The organism is Novosphingobium jiangmenense, from assembly GCF_015694345.1.
Taxonomy (GTDB): Bacteria; Pseudomonadota; Alphaproteobacteria; order Sphingomonadales; family Sphingomonadaceae; genus Novosphingobium; species Novosphingobium jiangmenense.
In genome coordinates this window covers 127888-148039 of record NZ_JADQDC010000001.1, presented here as the reverse complement: position 1 = coordinate 148039, position 20152 = coordinate 127888, and the positions used below count along the sequence as shown (strand labels likewise).

The 20152-nt window shown below is 66.2% G+C and carries 16 protein-coding genes; 7 read left to right on the top strand and 9 right to left on the bottom strand.

Translation table 11 applies throughout. The features are described from left to right. Window positions 1-2: 2 nt before the first annotated feature. The 3 genes from I2488_RS00680 to I2488_RS00670 form a co-directional block, all read right to left on the bottom strand. Window positions 3-2027 carry a TonB-dependent receptor gene (locus I2488_RS00680; RefSeq protein ID WP_196273883.1) on the bottom strand — a complete coding sequence of 675 codons (2025 nt, stop codon included), beginning with the start codon at window positions 2025-2027 and terminating at the stop codon, window positions 3-5. A 120-nt stretch (window positions 2028-2147) separates the two neighbouring features. Then, on the bottom strand, window positions 2148-3572 hold the full coding sequence (locus I2488_RS00675; RefSeq protein WP_196273882.1) for a porin family protein: 1425 nt from the start codon (window positions 3570-3572) through the stop codon (window positions 2148-2150). A gap of 226 nt (window positions 3573-3798) precedes the next feature. Further along, complete coding sequence (locus tag I2488_RS00670; RefSeq protein ID WP_196273881.1) at window positions 3799-4773, bottom strand: PQQ-dependent catabolism-associated beta-propeller protein; 975 nt, start codon at window positions 4771-4773, stop codon at window positions 3799-3801. A gap of 148 nt (window positions 4774-4921) precedes the next feature. On the opposite strand from I2488_RS00670, the gene pedF reads away from it, so the two are divergent. The 5 genes from pedF to I2488_RS00645 all read left to right on the top strand — a co-directional run bounded on the left by pedF (window position 4922) and on the right by I2488_RS00645 (window position 10577). Then, window positions 4922-5368, top strand: a complete 447-nt coding sequence (gene pedF, locus I2488_RS00665; RefSeq protein ID WP_196273880.1) for a cytochrome c-550 PedF — start codon at window positions 4922-4924, stop codon at window positions 5366-5368. A gap of 17 nt (window positions 5369-5385) precedes the next feature. Further along, a complete protein-coding gene (locus tag I2488_RS00660) occupies window positions 5386-6246 on the top strand; it encodes a substrate-binding periplasmic protein (protein ID WP_196274242.1) in 861 nt (286 codons plus the stop codon). Between the two features lie 435 nt (window positions 6247-6681). Then, window positions 6682-8436 (top strand): methanol/ethanol family PQQ-dependent dehydrogenase, encoded by a 1755-nt coding sequence (locus I2488_RS00655; protein WP_196273879.1) that lies wholly within the window; start codon window positions 6682-6684, stop codon window positions 8434-8436. Window positions 8437-8556: 120 nt separating this feature from the next. Beyond that, on the top strand, window positions 8557-9207 hold the full coding sequence (locus I2488_RS00650; protein WP_246465391.1) for a response regulator: 651 nt from the start codon (window positions 8557-8559) through the stop codon (window positions 9205-9207). A gap of 80 nt (window positions 9208-9287) precedes the next feature. Then, window positions 9288-10577 carry an NADH:flavin oxidoreductase/NADH oxidase family protein gene (locus I2488_RS00645; RefSeq protein ID WP_196273877.1) on the top strand — a complete coding sequence of 430 codons (1290 nt, stop codon included), beginning with the start codon at window positions 9288-9290 and terminating at the stop codon, window positions 10575-10577. On the opposite strand, the gene I2488_RS00640 is transcribed toward I2488_RS00645, so the two are convergent. From I2488_RS00640 to adh, 5 genes are all read right to left on the bottom strand, one after another. Then, window positions 10574-12784, bottom strand: coding sequence for a hybrid sensor histidine kinase/response regulator (locus I2488_RS00640; protein WP_246465390.1), 2211 nt, complete (start codon window positions 12782-12784; stop codon window positions 10574-10576). The genes I2488_RS00645 and I2488_RS00640 overlap by 4 nt on opposite strands. Then, window positions 12781-13941, bottom strand: a complete 1161-nt coding sequence (locus tag I2488_RS00635) for an FIST N-terminal domain-containing protein (protein ID WP_246465389.1) — start codon at window positions 13939-13941, stop codon at window positions 12781-12783. The genes I2488_RS00640 and I2488_RS00635 overlap by 4 nt, the downstream gene beginning before the upstream one ends. A 39-nt stretch (window positions 13942-13980) precedes the next feature. Next, window positions 13981-14406, bottom strand: a complete 426-nt coding sequence (locus I2488_RS00630) for a DUF779 domain-containing protein (protein ID WP_196273876.1) — start codon at window positions 14404-14406, stop codon at window positions 13981-13983. Continuing rightward, window positions 14403-14711 carry an EthD family reductase gene (locus tag I2488_RS00625; RefSeq protein ID WP_196273875.1) on the bottom strand — a complete coding sequence of 103 codons (309 nt, stop codon included), beginning with the start codon at window positions 14709-14711 and terminating at the stop codon, window positions 14403-14405. Before I2488_RS00625 ends, I2488_RS00630 begins: the two co-directional genes overlap by 4 nt. Before the next feature lie 149 nt (window positions 14712-14860). After that, window positions 14861-16381, bottom strand: coding sequence for an aldehyde dehydrogenase (adh, locus tag I2488_RS00620; protein WP_196273874.1), 1521 nt, complete (start codon window positions 16379-16381; stop codon window positions 14861-14863). 287 nt (window positions 16382-16668) lie between these two features. Between adh and I2488_RS00615 the strand changes: the two genes are divergently transcribed. Beyond that, window positions 16669-18084 (top strand): methyl-accepting chemotaxis protein, encoded by a 1416-nt coding sequence (locus I2488_RS00615; protein ID WP_196273873.1) that lies wholly within the window; start codon window positions 16669-16671, stop codon window positions 18082-18084. Between the two features lie 45 nt (window positions 18085-18129). Here I2488_RS00615 and I2488_RS00610 read toward each other — a convergent pair whose 3' ends face one another. After that, on the bottom strand, window positions 18130-19227 hold the full coding sequence (locus I2488_RS00610; RefSeq protein ID WP_196273872.1) for an acyl-CoA dehydrogenase family protein: 1098 nt from the start codon (window positions 19225-19227) through the stop codon (window positions 18130-18132). Between the two features lie 144 nt (window positions 19228-19371). Here I2488_RS00610 and I2488_RS00605 point away from each other — a divergent pair, with 144 nt between their 5' ends. Then, on the top strand, window positions 19372-20139 hold the full coding sequence (locus I2488_RS00605) for a helix-turn-helix transcriptional regulator (protein ID WP_196273871.1): 768 nt from the start codon (window positions 19372-19374) through the stop codon (window positions 20137-20139). Window positions 20140-20152: the final 13 nt, after the last annotated feature.

Sequence of the window (20152 nt, the reverse complement as noted above, 5' to 3'; positions counted from 1 at the left end):
GCTCAGATCTTCACGCGAAGACCTGCCCATAGGGTGCGCGGGTTACCAAGATCTATCGAGCCACCCGAATTGCGCGTGACGATCTCGGCATCGAACAGGTTTTCGGCGCGCAAGACGAGGCTCACGCCCTTGGGCAGCGGCACTTGCGCGAAGAGATCGAGCGTGGTCGCGGCCTTGAGGCTGTCGAGCTGGAGATCGTCCTCGTACTGCTGCCCGACATGGCGCAGCGTTGCCGCCACGTCCCAGCCCGGCGCGGGGGCGAGGCCGAGCGTTGCCGAGGCGGCGAGGCGCGGGGTTTGCGCGGGGCGCTTGCCGGTGAGGCTGGAGGCAGGACCGTTGCGTACTTCGGCATCGGTCCATGCCAGCGAGCCATCGAAGCGGACAATGCCGAGTTCGGCGTGGGCGGCCGCCTCGATCCCGCGTGCGCGGATCTGGTCAACATTGCGGCGCTGGCGCAGGTTGTTGCCGATGGTAACGTTGGCAATCGCGTCCTCGATGCGGTTGTCGAAGCCGGTTACCGAGAGGCGCAGACCCTTGGCCGGGGTGAGGTCGATCCCGGCTTCGAAGCCCTTCTGCTTTTCATTGCGCAGCTGGGCATTGGCGTCGGTACGCACCGGGAAGACAAGGAACGGGCGGTAGAGTTCGTTCAGCGTCGGCTGGCGCAGGCCCGTGTAGGCAGCGGCGCGCAGGGCGATCACGTCGTTCGCGCGGAACACTGCGCCGCCGCGCCAGGTCACGGTCCAGTCGCTCTGCGTGGCGTAGTCGTTGCGCGTGGTGACGGTGCCTGCGGCGTTGCGCGCTTCGTAATAGCCATCGGCAATCACGGTGCGATCAGCGCGCAGGCCGCCGGTGAGGACCAGCTTCCCGAGCGTCAGGTCGTTTTCGGCATAGAAGCCGAGGTCGGTGTTGACGCCCCCTGCCCGGCGCCGCTCACGGATTGCCCCGGTGGCCGCGACCAGCTGGTTTTCCTTCATCGTGCCCGAGGCGCGGCGCCAGTCGACGCCGAGGCGCAGCACGCTGTTGCTGCCGACCGGCGGGCGCAGTTCGAACTTGCCACCGAGGCCCTGGGCGGGCGTGTCGTACTGGTCGAGCGTGGGCTTGAACGGGGCCGAGCTGCCGACCACAACGTTGTCGAAGTTGCGGACCTGGACATAGGCAAGCGCGTCGAACTGCCAATCGCCCCGGCCGACGAGGCGCAGGCTGGCGTCCTGCCCTTCGCTTGAGGTGGTGGCGCCTTTGAAGCGCAGCAGGCGGTCGTCGCGGTAGATGAGGGCGCGGGCTTGCAGTTCGACCGTTTCGCTGAGCGGGGCGACGGCGCGGACTTGCGTTGACCACGATTCGTAGCGAGCGCGGACGGTGGCGGGGACGCGCTGTGCCTCTGGCGTGGTGAAGAAGCCCTTGCCGCGATCCCAGCGGCCCGAGACGACCGCGAAGCCCGAGCCGAGGCGCGGCGCGATGGTCAAGGCCGCTTCGGTCTCGCCGCGCTGGCTGGCGAGGAGCTGGGCGTTGACGAGGCCCAATTGGTCCGGACCTGCGCTTTCCAGCTCTATCGTGCCAGAGAGTGCGCCTGCGCCGAAAGGGCCGGAGCCGCCGCCCCGGGTGACGCGGATCGCGCCGAGCGTGTCGGGCGTGAGCGCGGGCAGCGGCACGTAGCCGAAGAACGGGTCGGCCATCGGCACGCCGTCAAGCAGCACCAGTGCGCGGCTGGTGGCGTTGCCGCCAAGCGCGCGCAGGGTGACGCCTTGGGCCGAAGGGTTGGAGGAGCGGCTGTCAGAGCGGCGGAACTGCTGGGATCCGGCGACGGAGGTCAGCACGTCCTCGATGCGGCCCGAGGCCGAGGTGGTGATGGCATCGCGGCCGATCTCGACCGTCGAATAGGCGGGCGTGCCGGGGGTCTTTTCGAGACCGGTGCCGCGCACGACGATCTCGCCGCTGGGGCCTTCATCGGCCAAGGCCGGAAGCGCGGTCGATGCGAGGGCGGCTGCGGCCACGAGGGCGCAGACGCGGGAAAAGCTGGTGTCGTCCATCTGCTGCGACTTTCCGGATGACGATGTGAAAACAGGTATGTCGGCGGCGGTAAGAGAGGAGAATTCCGCCGCCGACAAGGGTGGACTTTGGTATCTAATGTTAAGTTTTTGAAATCCCGATCAGAAGAACAGGATTCCGCCGAGCGCCACGGCATCGCTCTGCGCCTCGTTGCCCGAGTGGGCGACGGCCTTCGAGTGGATGTATTCGCCGATCAGCGTGACCCACGAGGTCAGGCCATAGCGCACCTGGCCGACGTAGCTCGAGTTGACGTCGAGCAGGTTCGGGTTGGCGAGGCGGTCGGCGTTGCTGGCGTAATCGAGGTGGCTTTCGCCATAGCTGCCGCCGACCGAGATCTTGCCGAAGGTGGCGAGGGCCTGGGCGTAGAAGCCGTTGGAATCGCGCTTGGCGACGCCGGGGCCGGACTGCGGAACGCCAGTGTCGAACAGGCCGAGGACGGTCGTGCCGAGGCCGCTGGCGGTGTAGTAGTAGCCGGTTGCGGTGACCGGGCCGACGGTGACCTTGCCGCCGAAATCGACGCCGCTGCCGGTGTAGCTGCCGCCGCCGACGATATCGTGCTTCTGCGTGATGCCCGATACCCACAGGCGCGCGGCGACGTCGCCGAACTTGCCGTCATAGGTGACCTTGCCCTGGAAGCCGGGGGCCGAGTTGCTTTCGGCCGGACCGGTGAGCGAGGACAGCGGCTGGAACACGCCGACCGAGGCCTGCAGGCCCTTGATGCTGGGCGTGGTGTAGGTGATCTGCGGCTGGAAGTCGGTGTAGATGTAGCCGACGCCGATGCGGCCCAGCGTCGTGTTGCCCGGCGCGACGTTGTTCCCCGGCGTGCCCGACGACAGCAAAGTGATGTCGTTGAGGATCGCTTCGGAACCGAACAGGCCGATGTCGCGGCCGATCTTGAAGGTGCCGACTTCGGGGCGACCGAAGGTCATGAAAGTCTGGCGGAAATCGATGCCGGCGGTGGCGAGTGCGGTCGGCTGGCCGCCGTTGTTGGCGCCGAGCACGCCCCATGCGGTCGAGTTGATGCCGGGGTACATGCCGAAGGTTGCGCCGACGTCCCAGCCCGACTGCTTGGCCGCGACCGAGACCTTGAGGAAGCCGGGAAGCAGGCCGTTGCGCACCGCGCTCGAATTGTTCGCGCCGACGCTGGCGATGCCGCCGGTGACCGCAGTGTTCGCGGTGGGGGTGGCCGGGTTGTCGTGGACGTAGAAGCCGTTGACCGAGCCTGCGAAAGTGATCGTGGCGGGGCCGACTTCGAGGCCGATGCCGGTGGGGGCCATGCGCACCATGCGGCTGGAATCGACGGATTCAGTGGCGCGGGTCATGGTGTCGGCGGCGGGAGCGGCGGGCGCAGGAGCGGCGGCGGGATTGGCTTCCTCGGCGAGCAGCTCGGCATATTCCTCATCGGAGAGGATGCCCTTCTCGTGAAGGCGCTTGAGAAGCTCGGCGGTACCGGCGTAGGCGGGCGTTGTCGCGATCGCCATCGTGGCAAGCGCGACCGAGGCGCAGAGCGCCTTCCTGATGTTCATTGGTGTTCCCCTCCTTGAAGGTCGTGTCGATTATTCTGCGACTGAGAGGGGACAATGCTGCGCAACACGGCGCTGCGATATTGGACTTTGGGCGTTGGACTTTGGGATAATGACGAAGGTCATACGCCCCCTTCCTTCGTCATTCCCGCGAAGGCGGGAATCCAGCGCCCAAATCATGCAAATGGATTCCCGCCTTCGCGGGAATGACGAACTTATAGGAAGAGCTTCAGCGCCCCAGCGCGACGCCCCAGGGGCCGCCGCCGGCCTTGATCGTGGCGGTGACCTGCATTGCGGCGATGTCGACGAACGAGACGGAATCGCTCGCGCCGTTGGCGACGATGGCGCGGGTGCCGTCCGGCGTGATCGCGAGGTGCCAGGGGCGGTCGCCGACCTTGACGTAGCCGCGCACCGTGCGGGTGGCGACATCGACGACGGCGATGGAGTCGGCCCGGCCCAGCGCGACGATTGCGGTCTTGCCATCGGGGGTGAAGCGGATGCCGCAGGGCATGACCTTGTAGGCCGGGACGCCGGGCGGGGCGAAGGTCAGGGTCTGTTCGATAGCCTTCGAGCCGACGTCGGCGATCTGGACGGTGCCTGCCATTTCGGCGGCGATCCACACCTTGGAGCCATTGGCTTCGAACTCGATGTGGCGGGGGCGCGCGTTGGTTTCCATTTCCTCGACCACGGTGCGGGTGGAAAGGTCGATCCAGGCGACGGTGTTGTCCTCCTCGCTGGTGACGAGGAGCCACTTGCCATCCGGGCTTTGCGCGACGCCTTCGGGCTCGTTGCCGGTGGGAACCTGCCACGCGACCTTGCGGCCCGCGAGATCGATGGCGGTGACCGCGCCGTTGTCCTCGTTCGCGGCGAAGAGGAGATCACCTGAATAAGCGGGGAAGAACTGTTCGGGGTCTGCGCCGGATGGCAACGCTGCGATCAGTGCGCCGGTAGCGGGATCGCGCATTTCGACCGCGTTGTCGGCACTTGCGGCGACCAGCAGGGCCTTGCCGTCGCGGGTCATGGCGATGCCGCGCGGGCGCTTGCCGACCGGCCATTCGGCCTCGACCGTGCCCTTGTCCACGTCGATTACGGTGACGGTCGAGGACCGTTCGTTGCTGACGTAGGCGCGCGCCGCGTGAGCGGTGGGCGCGAGGGTGGTGCCGAGCAGCAGGGCTGCTGCGAATGCCTTCAGTTGTCTCTCCATGTTGCGCACAATATCCGACGCCCATGCGCGAGCATATGACACCTTGGTCTTGTACCATGGTTCAATTTGAAGGCGGGCCGGGCCGCGATAAGCATCGCAAATCATCGGGGCGGACGCTCGTTCGCACCCGTGTCGCAGAGGATGACTGATGATCAAGATCTCCAAGGGCCGTGCCGCCCTGCTGGCAGCGGCTGCGCTTGCCACCGGCGCCATCGCATCGAGCCTTTCCGCCCATGGCAACGTGACGCCGCAGGCCGTCGACACCTCCGCCCTGCCCGACCTTGCCGGTGGCAACGACACCTGGGTGACGGTCAATCCCTATCGCGGCAACCAGAAGGCGCTGGAAATCGGCCAGTCGGCCTATGGCCAGAACTGCGCACGGTGCCACGGGCTCGACGCGATCTCCGGCGGCATCGCCCCTGACCTGCGCTATCTCGAGACCGGCGACAGCGGCGACGAATGGTTCATCCAGCGCTTCCAGCACGGCTCGGCGCGCGACGGCAAGGTCTACATGCCGCCGATGGGCGAAGTGCTGGGCCAGAAGGCGGGATGGGCGATCCGCACCTGGATCGAATCCAAGCACACCGACGAGTGACTGGGCGAGTGAGCCGGATGCGCGCCAACAGGCGTTCGTTCCTGCGGGGGCTGGCGCTGAGCGCGCTGGCCGCCTCGTCCACGGCCTTTGCCGCGCCGCTGGAGAAGGTCAAAGACCTCGGAGTCCTTCGGGTCGGGCTCTATGCGGACAACCGGCCATGGTCGTGGGATCAGGGCGGCAAGGTTGCGGGCATCGACGCGGATATCGCGCGGGCGCTGGCCGAGGCGCTGGGCGTGCGGGCCGACCTGCAGCTGTTCCTGGCGGGCGAGGACATTTCCGACGACTTGCGCAACGTCGTCTGGCGCGGCGGCCTGCTCGGCTTCCAGCCATGCGACGTGATGCTGCACGTGCCGTTCGAGCGCCAGCTGATGCAGGCCGAGGACAACGTCGTGTTCCTTGCGCCCTACTACCGCGAGACCTTCGGCGCGGCCTGTTCGCGCGATGGCGGCAATTGCGAGGCAGTGCCGGCGGCGTTCAAGGGACGGCCGATCACGGTGGAGCTGGCCTCGATCCCGGACTTCTACCTGCTCGGCCACGCCGGGGGCACGCTGGCCAAGGACCTGATCCACGTGCCGACCGGCTATGACGCCGCAGCAGCGCTGGCCGATGGCAGCGCCGACTTCACCGTGGCGACGACTGCGCAGATCGAGGCGGTGGTGGCCGATCATGCCGATGCCGGGATCAAGGTGCGCAAAGGGCCGCTGCCGATGATGATGTCACCGGGCTGGGACATCGGCATCGCGGTCAAGGAGAATTCGCGCAACCTCGGCTTCCGGCTGGAGGAAGTGCTCGAGCAGATGATCGCCGACGGGCGCATGGCCGCGATCTTCAAGAGCCACGGCGTGAACTGGAAGCCCGCGCTTTCCGCGCAATCCTGAGACAGACTTGAGCCCATCGCTCTCGGGCGGCGGGCAAACGGGGGGGATGGGAACACCGACTGCGACCGGTGTTCCCCGAACCGTTCTTGCTGCACTTGTGCTGCGCGCAATATTGAGAGCTTGGGATGCCCACCCCCAGCCCCTCCCGCCTGCGGGAGGGGGGTCAGGTCGCTCTCATATACAAACGTTATGCTTCGTCATTGCGAGAGTAGCGAAGCAATCCAGAGCGATTTGCGATGACGCTCTGGATTGCTTCGTCGACTGCGTCTCCTCGCAATGACGAATGTCCACCAGGTTCTCATCCCAAGGTTCAATTGTGCGTGATGCTGCAACCGATAGGCTCACATCGACGATCGGGGACCAGTGGCGGACCGGGGGGATTCCCGCACGACCGCGCTCCATCGCAAAACAAGACCCCATAACAGGAGGGACAGGATGAAGCGGCGTTTTTCAATCGTGCTGGCAGGCCTTGCAGCCGCAACCAGCCTTACGGCAGCCCCGGTACTTGCCGGTGGCCCGACCAGTGCGGACATCGTCAATGATGCAGCCACGCCCGGTGACGTGATCAGCTATGGCATGGGCCCGCAGCAGCAGCGTTTCAGCACGCTGGACAAGCTCAACTCGAGCAACGTCAAGGGCCTGGTGCCGGTGTTCGCAGCCTCGCTCGGGGGGGAAAAGCAGCGCGGGCAGGAATCGCAGCCGCTGGTCTATGACGGCACGATCTATGTGACCGGCTCATATTCGCGCCTGTTCGCTTTCGATGCGCGCACCGGCGAGAAGAAGTGGGAATACAACGCCCGCCTGCCCGACGGCATCATGCCCTGCTGCGACGTGGTCAACCGCGGTGCCGCGATCCATGGCGACAAGATCATCTTCGCCACGCTCGACGCGCACCTGATCGCGCTCGATCGCCACACCGGCAAGGTGATCTGGAACAAGAAGCTGGCCGACTACCAGGCAGGCTATTCGGCCACGGCCGCGCCGCTGATCGTCAAGGACATGGTCATCACCGGCAACTCTGGCGGCGAGTTCGGCATCATCGGCGAGGTTTCAGCCCGCAATGTCGACACCGGCGAGCTGATCTGGACGCGTCCGACCATCGAAGGCCACATGGGCTCGCTGAACGGCAAGCCCAGCACCATGACCGGCAAGCTCAACGCTTCGTGGACCGGCGACCTGTGGAAGACCGGCGGCGGTGCGACCTGGCTCGGCGGCACCTATGACCCCGAGACCAACCTCCTGTTCTTCGGCACCGGCAACCCCGGCCCGTGGAACAGCAACCTGCGCCCGGGCGACAACCTCTACACCGCATCGACGCTGGCGATCGATCCCGATACCGGCGAGATCAAGTGGCACTACCAGACCACGCCGCACGACGGCTGGGACTTCGACGGCGTGAACGAGTTCATTCCGTTCGACGCGACGATGAAGGTCAAGGGCAAGGACGTGCCGATGAAGCTCGGCGCCAAGGCCGACCGCAACGGCTACTTCTACGTGCTCGACCGCACCAACGGCAAGCTGGTGAGCGCCAACAAGTTCGTCATGCAGACGACCTGGGCCGACGGGATCAACCTGAAGACGGGCCGCCCGAACTTCATCCCCGCCAACCGTCCGGGCGCGCCGAACGGGGCGGAAAAGGGCACGACCGTGTTCGCCAGCCCGTCGTTCCTCGGCGGCAAGAACTGGATGCCGATGGCCTATTCCAAGGACACCGGCCTGTTCTACGTGCCTTCGAACGACTGGGGCATGGACATCTGGAACGAACCCATCGCCTACAAGAAGGGCGCGGCCTATCTGGGTGCCGGCTTCACCATCAAGCCGATTGCCGAGGACCACATCGGTGCCCTGCGCGCGATGGACCCGACCACGGGCAAGATCGTGTGGGAATACAAGAACAAGGCCCCGCTGTGGGGCGGCGTTCTGGCCACGCGCGGCAATCTGGTGTTCACCGGCACGCCTGAGGGTTACCTCAAGGCCTTCGACGCCAAGACGGGTGCGGAACTTTGGAAGTTCCAGACCGGCTCGGGCGTGGTCGGATCGCCGATCACCTGGGAGCAGGACGGCGAACAGTACGTCGCCGTGATGTCCGGCTGGGGCGGCGCGGTGCCGCTGTGGGGCGGCGAGGTTGCCAAGACCTTCAAGGAAATCAGCCAGGGCGGCTCGCTCTGGGTGTTCAAGCTGCCGAAATGATGTTTCCCCGGAGCGCCGGGCCTCACCTGAGGTCTGGCGCTCCACCCCCTCCCCGGGTAGATGAAAATGCACAATTCCGTCGAAGCAATAACGCTTGCAGCCAATGGGGGGAGCGCTGCCATGGCCGAAACAGGGTCTCCTGACCGCGTCCTGATCGTTGACGATCATTCGCTGGTGCGCGACGGGCTGCGTTCGATCTTCGACGACGCCTTTCCGGCTTGCGCCATTCTCGAAGCCGACAGCCTCGAAGCCGCGCTGAACACGCTGGCGCAGGAAGGCGATGTCGACCTTGTCCTGCTCGACCTCAATATTCCCGATGTATCGCACCTTTCAGGCCTCGAAGCCCTGCGCGACCGCTTTCCGGCGACGCCGGTGGTGATGGTCTCGGGCGTGACCGACCGCAAGGTGGTGCGCGATGCGCTGGCGGCGGGCGCGGCTGGCTTTGTGCCCAAGAGCCTGAAGCGCGCGGCGATCCTCGATGCGCTGAACCAGGTGCTCTCGGGCGAGATCTACATGCCCGAGCTGGAAGGCGATGATTCCGCCGCCGCCGAGGAAGACCTGATCCGCAGCCGGATCGACAGCCTGACCCCGCAGCAGCGCGTGGTGCTGGGACATCTGGTGGCGGGGCGGCTGAACAAGCAGATCGCCTATGAACTCGACGTCTCGATGACGACGGTGAAGGCCCACGTCTCCGCCATCCTGCAGAAGATGAACGTGTTCTCGCGCACGCAGGCGGTGATCATGGCGGGCAAGATCGGGTTCAAGGGATAAACCCTCAGGATCGTAAACGGTCACGAATGGGCAATTGCGCTCCGTCGCCCGTCTGGCAGATTGGCGCGGGGGAGAATGCCATGTTGATCGAGACGCCACTGACGCTGCCGTGCGGCACCGTGATACCGAACCGCCTTGCCAAGGGCGCAATGACCGAGGGGCTGGCCGATCCTTCCGGCAAGCCGACAGACGAACTGGACCGGCTCTATGGCGTTTGGGCCAATGGCGGTGCGGGGCTGCTCATCACCGGAAACGTCCAGATCGATGGCGACCATCTGGAGCGGCCCGGCAATGTGATCGTGGACCGCGCGCCGGATGCGAGCATGAAGGCGGCGCTGGCGCAATGGGCCAAGGCGGGCACTCGGGCGGGCAACCAGCTGTGGATGCAGATCAGCCATGCCGGGCGGCAGACGCAGGCGACGGTCAATCCCCACCCCAAGGCGCCATCCGCCGTCAAGCTCGGGCTTCCGGGTGGGCAGTTCGGCGAGCCGGTGCCGCTGGAGGAAGCGGAGATCCTGGAGCTGATCGGGCGGTTCGCCACTTGCGCAAAGGCAGCGCAGGAGGCGGGCTTTGGCGGGGTGCAGATCCATGCGGCGCATGGCTATCTGCTGTCGCAATTCCTCAGTCCGCGCAGCAACCAGCGCACGGACAAATGGGGCGGATCGCTGGAAAACCGGGCGCGGTTTTTGATGGAGACGGTGCGCGCGGTGCGTAATGCCGTGGGGCCGGGCTTCGGCATTTCGGTAAAGCTCAACTCGGCCGATTTCCAGAAGGGCGGCTTTGCCTTCGAGGAGAGCCTTCAGGTTGCGCGCTGGCTGGAGGAGGCTGGCGTCGACCTGCTGGAGGTTTCGGGCGGGTCCTACGAACAGCCGGCGATGATGGACATGGAGGGGCTCGATCCCTTCGAGCGACCTGACGTTCCGGCTTCGACGGCGGCGCGCGAGGCCTATTTCGTCGATTTCGCCAAGGCGATGAAGGCGAGCCTGACGAAGATGCCACTGATGGTGACGGGCGGCTTCCGCAGCAGGGCGGCGATGCAGCATGCGCTGGAGACGGGCGCGGCGGACCTGATCGGGATTGGCCGTCCGTTGTGCGGTGCGCCGGATGCCTGCCTCGATCTGCTGGCCGACCGCGCCGACCTGCCGCGCTTCGAGACGAGCTTGCGCCTGCTGCCCCCTGCCCTGCGCTGGCTGGAGAAGTTCGACACGGTGCGCACCATCGCGGGCTTCGGCGTGCAGATGTGGTACTATGCGCAGATCGATGCGATCGGGCGGACGGGGAAGCCTGATCCGCGCAAGTCGGTGTTCGCCTCGCTCATGCAGGTGCAGAACCATGCGAAGGCGTGGCTGAAAGCGCGGCGGGCGCTTTAGAGCACGTCCCGCTGCCTGAGCAGGGCGCGCAATTGCGCGGGCTTGACCGGCTTGTTGAGGATGGGGAGCGAGAGCGCGGCGAGGCGGGCCTTGGTTTCCTCGCTGCGGTCGGCGGTGATGACCATGGCGGGAAGGTCATGGTCTGTGCGGGCGCGCAGCGCGGCGATGGCTTCCTCGCCGGTCAGGCCGTCGTCGAGCTGGTAGTCGACAATGGCCATGGCGGGGCGGCGGGCGAGCGCGGCGGCGACGCAGGGCTCTGACGGATCGCGCGCGGTGACGACTTCGAGGCCCCAGTTCTCGAGCAGGGCTTCCATGCCCGAGAGGATGGCCGGGTCGTTGTCGATCACCAGAACGAGGCCGCCATTGCCGGTCGGCAGCGCCGAGGGCTGTTCGACCGGCTTGGGCGCAGCGACTGGTTCGACGCGGGGCAGCATGATCGAGAAGGCCGAACCGAGGCCGGGAACGGAATCGAGGCCGATCGGGTGATCGAGCATGGTGGAGACGCGGCGGACGATGGCGAGGCCGAGGCCCTTGCCGGGAATCTTCTGGGTCTTGCCGACGCGGCGGAACTCGCCGAAGATTTCCTCGCGGTCTGACGCGGCGATGCCGGGGCCGGTATCGCGCACGGTGACACGGACCATGCCCTGGATTTCGGTCACTTCCACGGCCACGCGCCCGGCTTCAGTATAGCGGATGGCGTTCGAGACGAAGTTCTGCAGCACGCGGCGCAAGAGGCGCGCGTCGGAGCGGACCCAGGCGTCGGTTTCCACCACATCGAACTGCAGGTTTCCGGCCGTGGCGAGCGGAGCGAATTCCACGCGCAGGGCATGGAGGATCGCGCCGAGCGAGTGGTCCGCCACCTCGGGCTGGATCGCGCCTGCATCAAGGCGCGAAATCTCGAACAGGGCTTCGAGCAGGTCCTCGACCGAATCCAGCGCGGTGGAGGCCTGACTGACCAGCGCGCGCGGGCGTTCGGCGAGCTTGAGGCCATCCATCGCCGAGACGAACAGGCGCGCGGCGTTGAGCGGCTGAAGCAGATCGTGGCTGGCGGCGGCGAGGAAGCTGGTCTTCGAGCGGTTGGCGGTTTCGGCCTCGTTCTTGGCCTCGACCAGCTGGCGGTTGACCTCGACCAGTTCGGCGGTGCGCTCCTCCACGCGGCGTTCGAGCAGTTCGGCGGTCTCGGTCAGCGAGCGTTGCAGGCTGACATGGTCGGTCACGTCGTCGAAGGTGAAGACCATGCCGCCGTTGCCCAATGGGACCGAGCGGATGACGAAATGCCGTCCGTCCATCAGGCAGTCGGCGGAAAGCTGGCGGGTATCGCCCTCGCGCCAGGCGAGGCTGTCGGCGCATTCGAGACCGAGGCGCCAGCTGCACCACTGCACCAGCTGGGCGTGGCTTTCGACATGGCGCATGAGGTCCTTGCCGGAGAGGCCAAGCACGCGGACGAGGCCCTCGTTCCATGCCTGCATCCGGCGCTGGGCATCGAACAGGCAGACGCCTTCGGACAGGGTGTCGAGCGTGGCCTGCAGCGCGAGGTTGCGTTCGGCCAGTTCCAAGGCGCGCTGGCGGGCGTCCTCGGCCTTCACCGAGGTGATGTCGGTATAAATGCCAACGATGCCGCCGTCGCTGGTGCGCAATTCGTTGATCTGGATCCAGCGCCCGTCGCCCAGTGCCTGCACGTGCGCGCCTTCGGCACGGCGGTGCCAGTCGACTCGGTCGCTGAGCCAGCGGTCGGGACCGGTGGCGGCGCCAAGGGTGGAGCCAGTGAGGGCAACGCGGCTGGCCATTTCGGCGAATTCCGGACTGTCGCCCGAGATCGGTTCGACGGCGGGGAAGATCTTGAGGAATGCGCGGTTGCACAGGATCAGGCGGTCGTCGGCGTCGAACAGGGCAAAGCCGTCGCTCAGGGACTCGATGGCGTCGCGCAGCAGGACGCGGGCGGCGGTCGCATCCTCGTTGGCGGCGGCGAGTTCTGCCATGGCCGCTTCGAGCGCGCTGGTGCGGTCGCGCACCACGGATTCGAGCGCAATGGCGGTTTCGAACATCGAGAAGGCGCCGCCCTCCATGTCACCCGAGCGTTCGACGCGGTCCATCAGCGCGGCGTTGATCTTCTCGAGCTGGCGCACGCGGGCGCGCAGGGCGGTGACCTCGTCCTCGCCGTTGACCATGGCAGGGGCGAGGATGCCGGTGAGGCCGGTGCCGCTCATCGCCCGACTGCGAGACCGGTGAAGGTCTGGTTCATGTGCGCGGCGCGGAACTGTTCGCCATAAGTGTTGAAGCCGAACACGCGGTTGGCGACGTACATGCGCGAGACGACGCCGGCCTGCTGGCGGTCTTCGGCATCGAGCCGGTTGAGCACGCAATCGAAGCCGACGACATGGTCGATCTCGCCCACTTTCGCGCCGATCTCGTCGAACAGGGCATCCATTTCGGCAAGGCGGTCGACCGGTTCGCCGATCGAGAGGACCACGCCGGTATCGATCGCGCAGTAGAACGTCAGCGAGCCATCGTCGTTGGCGGTCTGGATCGAGCGGACGTGGAACTGGCCGCCGGTGCGCACGATCGGCGGATAGGCGGCGAAGAACTGGGCGTTGAGTTCCGAAAGCGGACTTCCGGCAAGGCGGCGGTATTCCTCGGCGGCGGGCGCGGCGTTGATCTCGGTGACGACACGGGATTCGGCATCGGCCTCGGTGATCACCATCTTGGCAGGGCCGGGGCGGTAGAAGCTCTTGCAGAAGACGTGCAATGGGCGGCGGCTGGTGAGCAGCACGATCACCGCTGCGTCCTTGTGAAACGCGCCTTCGTGGAAGATCGCGGTATCGCGGAACGAGAGACCGTCGCCGCTCGACCCGCCGATCAGCTGGATATCGCCCAGCGCGTGCTGCGCCGTCATCGTCAGCAGTTCCTCGCGGTGGGACAGGCCATCGACGAAGAACAGCGCGACCTGATGCAGTCCCTCGCCATGTTCGCGGCGCGATTGCGCGACGAGCTGGCGGATTGCGCCTTGGGCGACCTGCGGGTCGAAGTGGTCGAGATCGTCGAAGCGCAGCGAGGCCATGGCGAAGGGGCCTTCGGGGAAGCCGATCAGCACGACCGAGTGGGTGTCATAGCCCTGATCATTCAGCTCGCCCGCGCTGGTGCAGCCGAACAGGCGGACGTCGGGCATGGCCTCGGCCAGTTCGGCCTGGAGGGCATCGCGGGAATAGACGTTGGAGCAGAACAGCAGCGCGCCGGCCAGCTTGCGCCCGTCGATGCACTCGGCGAGTTCGGCCACAGCGGCCTTGGGATCGGCGGCGCGCGAAGTGCACGCGATCATGCGCGCTTCGTCCACTGCCGTCGCCATATCCATCACCGCATCCTCCATGGCCAGACCTCTTGCGGGTTCTCCTGCCGTTGCCGCAGCTTAAGGCGATCCTGCCGCTTCGCCAAGCAGGGCAGCGTCGCCCCGCACAGGCTCGCCCGCTGCTTCGAGTGCGGCGCTTTCCTCATCGGTGAACACCCGGCTGCGCACGATGAAGCGGACACCCTCGGGGGCTTCGAGGCTCATGCCCGCGCCGCGTCCGGGCACGACGTCGATCGTCACCTGCGTGTGCCGCCAGTATTCGAACTGCGCGGCGCCGATCCATACCGGGGAGTCTTCCGCGACATGGCCGAGCAGCACGTCCTGCCCGCCGACGCGGAATTCGCCGGCGACGAAGCACATCGGGGCGGAGCCATCGCAGCAGCCGCCCGACTGGTGAAACATCAGCGCCCCGTGGCGCGCCTTCAGCCGGGAAATCCATTCCCCGGCCTCGGGCGTGTTCAGCACACGGGGCGGCAGGTTGCTCATCCGACGTGGCTGATCATGATGCTGGCGCCGCCGATGGCGAAGTTGGCGATATCGGCGCTGGCGGCCTGGGCCTGTGGCGAGGACATTCCGGCGGCCATGGCATCGGCATCGGCAAACCACAGCTGGGTCAGCCGGTAGTAGGCGGGCGCACTGCCATCGGGACCGGGCAGGCCCTTGAGCAGGACGGCCTTTTCCAGCCCGGGGATTTGATCCGCGATCGGCATGTGAGTGTCGTGATAATAGGTTTCGAACGCCTCCGGGTCGGTGGGGGCGTTGTAGAATACGTTGACGACGACCTGGGCCATCCGTTCATCCTCTCTTTGTTATCGCTTCACCTTCGCGCTCTTGCGGCGCCTTGGCAATCGGCAGATCACAAACGGTGACGGCGCGACGGGGACCTTCCTCCCCTGCCGCGCCGTCTCCCTCCAGCTTTCAGGCCGGTTTCATGTCAGCCTCAGAAGAAGCCGAGCTTCTTGGGGCTGTAGCTGACCAGCAGGTTCTTGGTCTGCTGGTAGTGGTCGAGCATCATCTTGTGCGTCTCGCGCCCGATGCCCGACTGCTTGTAGCCGCCGAAGGCCGCGTGGGCCGGGTAGGCGTGATAGCAGTTGGTCCAGACGCGACCGGCCTGGATGCCGCGACCGAAGCGATAGGCGCGAGTTCCGTCGCGGGTCCAGACGCCGGCGCCGAGGCCGTAGAGCGTGTCGTTGGCGATCTCGAGCGCTTCCTCGTCGGTCGAGAACTTGGTCACGGCGAGGACCGGGCCGAAGATCTCTTCCTGGAACACGCGCATCTTGTTGTGGCCTTCGAGCACAGTCGGCTTGACGTAATAACCCTGCGCCAGATCGCCCTCGTGCATCGCGCGCTCGCCGCCGGTCAGGACCTTGGCGCCCTCGTCGCGGCCGATCTGGATGTAGGAGAGGATCTTCTCCATCTGGTCGTTCGAGGCCTGCGCGCCGATCATGGTCGAGCCATCGAGCGGGCTGCCGAGCTTGATCGCCTCGACGCGGGCAATCGCCTTTTCCATGAAGCGGTCATAGATCGATTCATGCACCAGGGCGCGGCTCGGGCAGGTGCAGACCTCGCCCTGGTTGAGCGCGAACATGGTGAAGCCTTCGAGCGCCTTGTCGAGGAAGTCGTCGTCGTGATCCATCACGTCGGCGAAGAAGATGTTGGGGCTCTTGCCGCCCAGCTCGAGCGTGCAGGGGATCAGGTTCTCGGACGCATACTGCATGATCAGGCGGCCGGTGGTGGTCTCGCCGGTGAATGCGATCTTGCTGATGCGCTTGTTGGTGGCGAGCGGCTTGCCCGCTTCGATGCCGAAGCCGTTGACGATGTTGAGCGTGCCTGCGGGCAGGATGTCGGCGATCAGTTCGGCGAGGACGAGGATCGACATCGGGGTCTGCTCGGCGGGCTTCAGAACCACGCAGTTGCCTGCGGCCAGCGCCGGGGCGAGCTTCCATGCGGCCATCAGGATCGGGAAGTTCCACGGGATGATCTGGCCGACCACGCCCAGCGGTTCGTGGAAGTGATAGGCGACGGTGTCGTGGTCGATCTCGGCGATCGAGCCTTCCTGCGCGCGCACGCAGGCGGCGAAGTAGCGGAAGTGATCGATGGCGAGCGGAATGTCGGCGGCGGTCGTCTCGCGGATCGGCTTGCCGTTGTCGATCGTCTCGGCCATCGCCAGCAGATCGAGGTTGGCCTCCATCTTGTCGGCGACCTTGAGCAGGATGTTCGACCGTTCGGTGGTCGACATCCGCCCCCAAGCATCCTTGGCGGCATGGGCGGCGTCCAGCGCCAGCTCGATGTCCTCGGCGGTGCCGCGCGCGACCTGGCACACCACCTGGCCGGTGACAGGCGAGATATTGTCGAAGTACGCACCCTTGACCGGGGCAACCCACTTGCCGCCGATGAAGTTGTCGAACTTTTCGCGAATGAGCGATACGCCAGTGAACTGGCTCAGGGCCTGCTGCAACATCCTCGGTCCTCCAGAAATTCGTTATCGAGATCTGACGCAAGTGTGCGCCCTTGCCGCGCCTCGGCCAATTGTACCTTGGAAGGATGGGGGAGACCGACGCGGGGGCGGCGGACGCGCGGAGCATCGCCACCTGCACCAAAGTGCATACGTAGAATCAACGAGTTAGCTGTCCGACACCATTTACGGGCACTGGTTAATCTGTCGGTCACAGATTCCACGGGATTCGTGCCGGAACCGCAGAAGTCCGGCGCGCGCGCTTCCCGTGCCGATCGCAGGGAGCTTTCGACATGCTGGACTGGTTTGAAACGCAGGCGCCGATCCGCCAGAAACTGCGGGTGATGATGCTGGCACTGGTGGGCGCTTCGGCGCTGAACCTGCTCGACATTCCGGCGGTGCTGCTGTTGCCCGAGCATGCGTTACTGTTTGTCGGCATTGGAGCGGCGGTTTCGCTCGTGCTGACCTATGCGATCATCCGTACGGCTTCGGAACGCATCTGCAGGCCCTATGTGGACACGGTGGTGCGCATGGAAGCACTGGCCGATGGCGATACGGAGAGCCCGATCCGCTACACCCACCACGCCGATTGCGTTGGCCGCATGACCAAGGCGATGGACAAGTTCCGCCTCAGCATCCGCGCCTCGACCGATCTGGAAACGCAGCGCCGGATCATCGACCGCATGAACAGTTCGCTCGCACGGCTCGCCGCCAACGATCTGACCGCCGAAGTGACCGAGACTTTCCCCGGCGAGTACGAGGAGATGCGGCGCAACTTCAACGCCGGGATCGCCAGTGTCTCGGCGGCGCTGGCCAACATCCACGGACTGGCACGGAGCGTCCTTACCGGGTCCGAGGAGATCGATGCCGCCTCGGCCGACCTCGCCCAGCGCAACGAGCGCCAGGCCGCCAACCTGCAGCGGACGGCCGGTGCGATGAATCAGGTCACCCAGGCGCTCGGGCAGACGGCGCAGCGCGCGGATGCGGCGCATCGCTCCGTCTCCAGCGTTGCGGCAAAGGCCGAGGAAGGCCACGAGGTTGCGGCATCGGCGATGGAATCGATGCACGAGATCGAGAAATCCTCGCAGGAAATCGGTCGCATCGTCGGGCTGATCGACGGGATCGCCTTCCAGACCAACCTGCTGGCGCTCAACGCCGGGGTCGAGGCGGCGCGGGCGGGCGAGGCCGGCAAGGGCTTTGCCGTCGTCGCCACCGAAGTGCGCGCCCTCGCCCAGCGCTGCGCCGAAGCGGCGCGCGACATCAAGAGCCTGGTCGACAGCAGCAGCACCACGGTTGCGCGGGGCGTGACCACCGTCGAGCGGACGCGCACGGTGCTGGCAGAGCTTGGCGGCCTGATCGACGAGATCAACAGCTTCATCACCGAAGTCGCCAGCCAGACGTCGGAGCAGGTCCGCAGCATCGTCAGCGTCAATGCCGACGTGACCGAGATGGACCAGATGACCCAGCAGAATGCCGCGATGGTCGAGGAATCCGCAGCCGCCGCGCGCTCGCTGTCCGAGCAGGCCAATGCCCTCTCCGCCGGGGTCGCTGCGTTCCGGATCAGCGAGCGGGCGCTTGCCGCGCAGGCGCCTTTGCCCGAAGCAGCACCCCGGATTGCAAGGCGGGCGCCCACAAGCGCGACCCGGCCCGCAGCGGTGCCGGTCACAAGAGGCAACCTCGCCGTGGCCGAGGACTGGTCCGAGTTCTGAACGGAAAGGCCCTGATCCTTCGCGGATTCAGGGCCTTGTCGCCTGTCAGGCCACTCCGGCGAAGCGGTCGAGCGCGGCCATGCCGTCATCCGGCCAGCGCGACAGCATGAGCAGGCGCTTGTGGCCGTGGCCGATGAACAGTTCGTCGGTCACGCCCATGCCGCCGTGGAACTGGATCATCTCGTGGCCGAGTTCCACCGAGGCCGGTGCGACGAAAGCGCGCAGACCATCGACTGCGGCAGCGAAACGATCAGAGCCCTGGCTGACGATGGCGAGATCAAGCAGCGCCCGGCCCTGCTCGATCGCGGCATATTGCGCGGCCATGCGGTGCTGGATTGCCTGGAACGAACCGAGCGTCGTGCCGAACTGCTGGCGCGTGCGCAGATATTCGAGCGTGGCGTCGAACAGGCTTTGCATCACGCCCAGCGCTTCGGCGGAGCGGGCCAGCGAGGCGAGCACGCCGACTTCGGCCACATCGCCCAGCGATCCGCCGAGGCCGGTGGCAGGGACGCCTGCCAGATCGAGGGTGACGGCCAGCGAGCCATCGACCGTGCGCCAAGGCGTGACGGTGAGGCCCGGTGCATTGCCGGCGACGAGGAACAGGCCAACGCCCTCGGCATCGCCCGCCGCGCCGCTTTCACGCGCGGTGACGATATAGCCATCGACCCCGGCCCCTGCCGGCACGCATGACTTTGCGCCCGAGAGCGTGCCATCGGCGTTCACGCGCGTCTCGACATAGCTGCGGCCGCCGCGTGCGCCGTGTTCGGCATGGGCCAGCGCGATGCGGCGCGCGCCCATGGCAAGGGCTTCCAGCCATTCTGCGGCAAGGTCTGCCGGTGCGACGCGTTCGAACAGGCGCGCGCCGACCATCACGTTCTCGATCAGCGGTTCGACCACCAGGCCCTTGCCCAGCGCCTGGAACACCGTGGCGATCGCCGTGGCGTCGAGCGCCAGCCCCCCGCTCTCGAACGAGAGCGGCGCGGCGACGAGCCCGAGTTCGGCGAGCAACGACCACATCTGCGGCGAAAAGCCGTTCGGTCCGCCCAGATAGACCCGGCGGCGATCAAGGTCGTAGTTGTCTTCGACGAAACGCTCGGCTAGCGCCTTCAGCATTTCCTCGTCTTCGTTCAGGTCGAAATTCACGTCCCTCTCCTCAAGGAACAGACCTCTACCAAAGTCGCAGACATCGCCACGCTGCGCAAATGACTAGGCGCTGGCAACAAACCCGTCGTTGTTTCCAAGGGCTTCGCCCGGTATGACCATGACCATAAGTGCAGGAGAGGTCAGTTGCAGCTTTCGGTGGAGTCCATCGATTCGGTCAGGATCAGCAGCCCGCAAGACGTGCGTCGCGCGGCCGAGGCCCTGCACCGGATTGCCAGCGAGGCCGGAATGCGCGCGGCACCCGCCCACGACATTGCCGACAAGCGTACGCCGGTCGACGCCGATGGCAACATCCTCGCCCGCGACGTGTTCGGCTGGAACGACGAGAAGGTTTGGTGGCGCAATTCGCGGATCGCGCTCGATTCGCCGCTGACATCGGCCTGCCGCTTCGAGAGCGAGCCGTTCTGGGTCAACGCCAACGGCTTTCACACCCGCCAGCCCAACCATTACCTGACCGCGATCGACCTCACCAACTTCGAGGCGCGGGCGATGACGCGCGCGGCGATCGTCGTGCCGGTTCACCTGCCGTTCGGCCAGATCGGCGCGGTGAGCTTCAACCCGCTCGACCCCGAAGCGACCGAGCTTGACGACGTGTTTCTCGAAAACGGCGACGCCTTCGGCATCTACAGCCGCACCTTCATCGCCAGCTACGTTCATGCGATGGGTTCGGTCCAGGCGCTGCCGCCCGCCTCGCGCCTGTCGAAGCGCGAAGTGGAGTGCCTGCGCTGGGCCGCGATCGGCAAGACCGACCTCGAGATCAGCATGATCATGGGCCGCAGCCGCGCGACGGTACGCTTCCACATCCACAACGCCTCGATGAAGCTGAACGCGGTCAACCGCAGCCAGACCGTCTTCAAGGCGGCGCAGCTGGGCTACATCTCGCTGGCAACCTGAGTGAATGCATGAC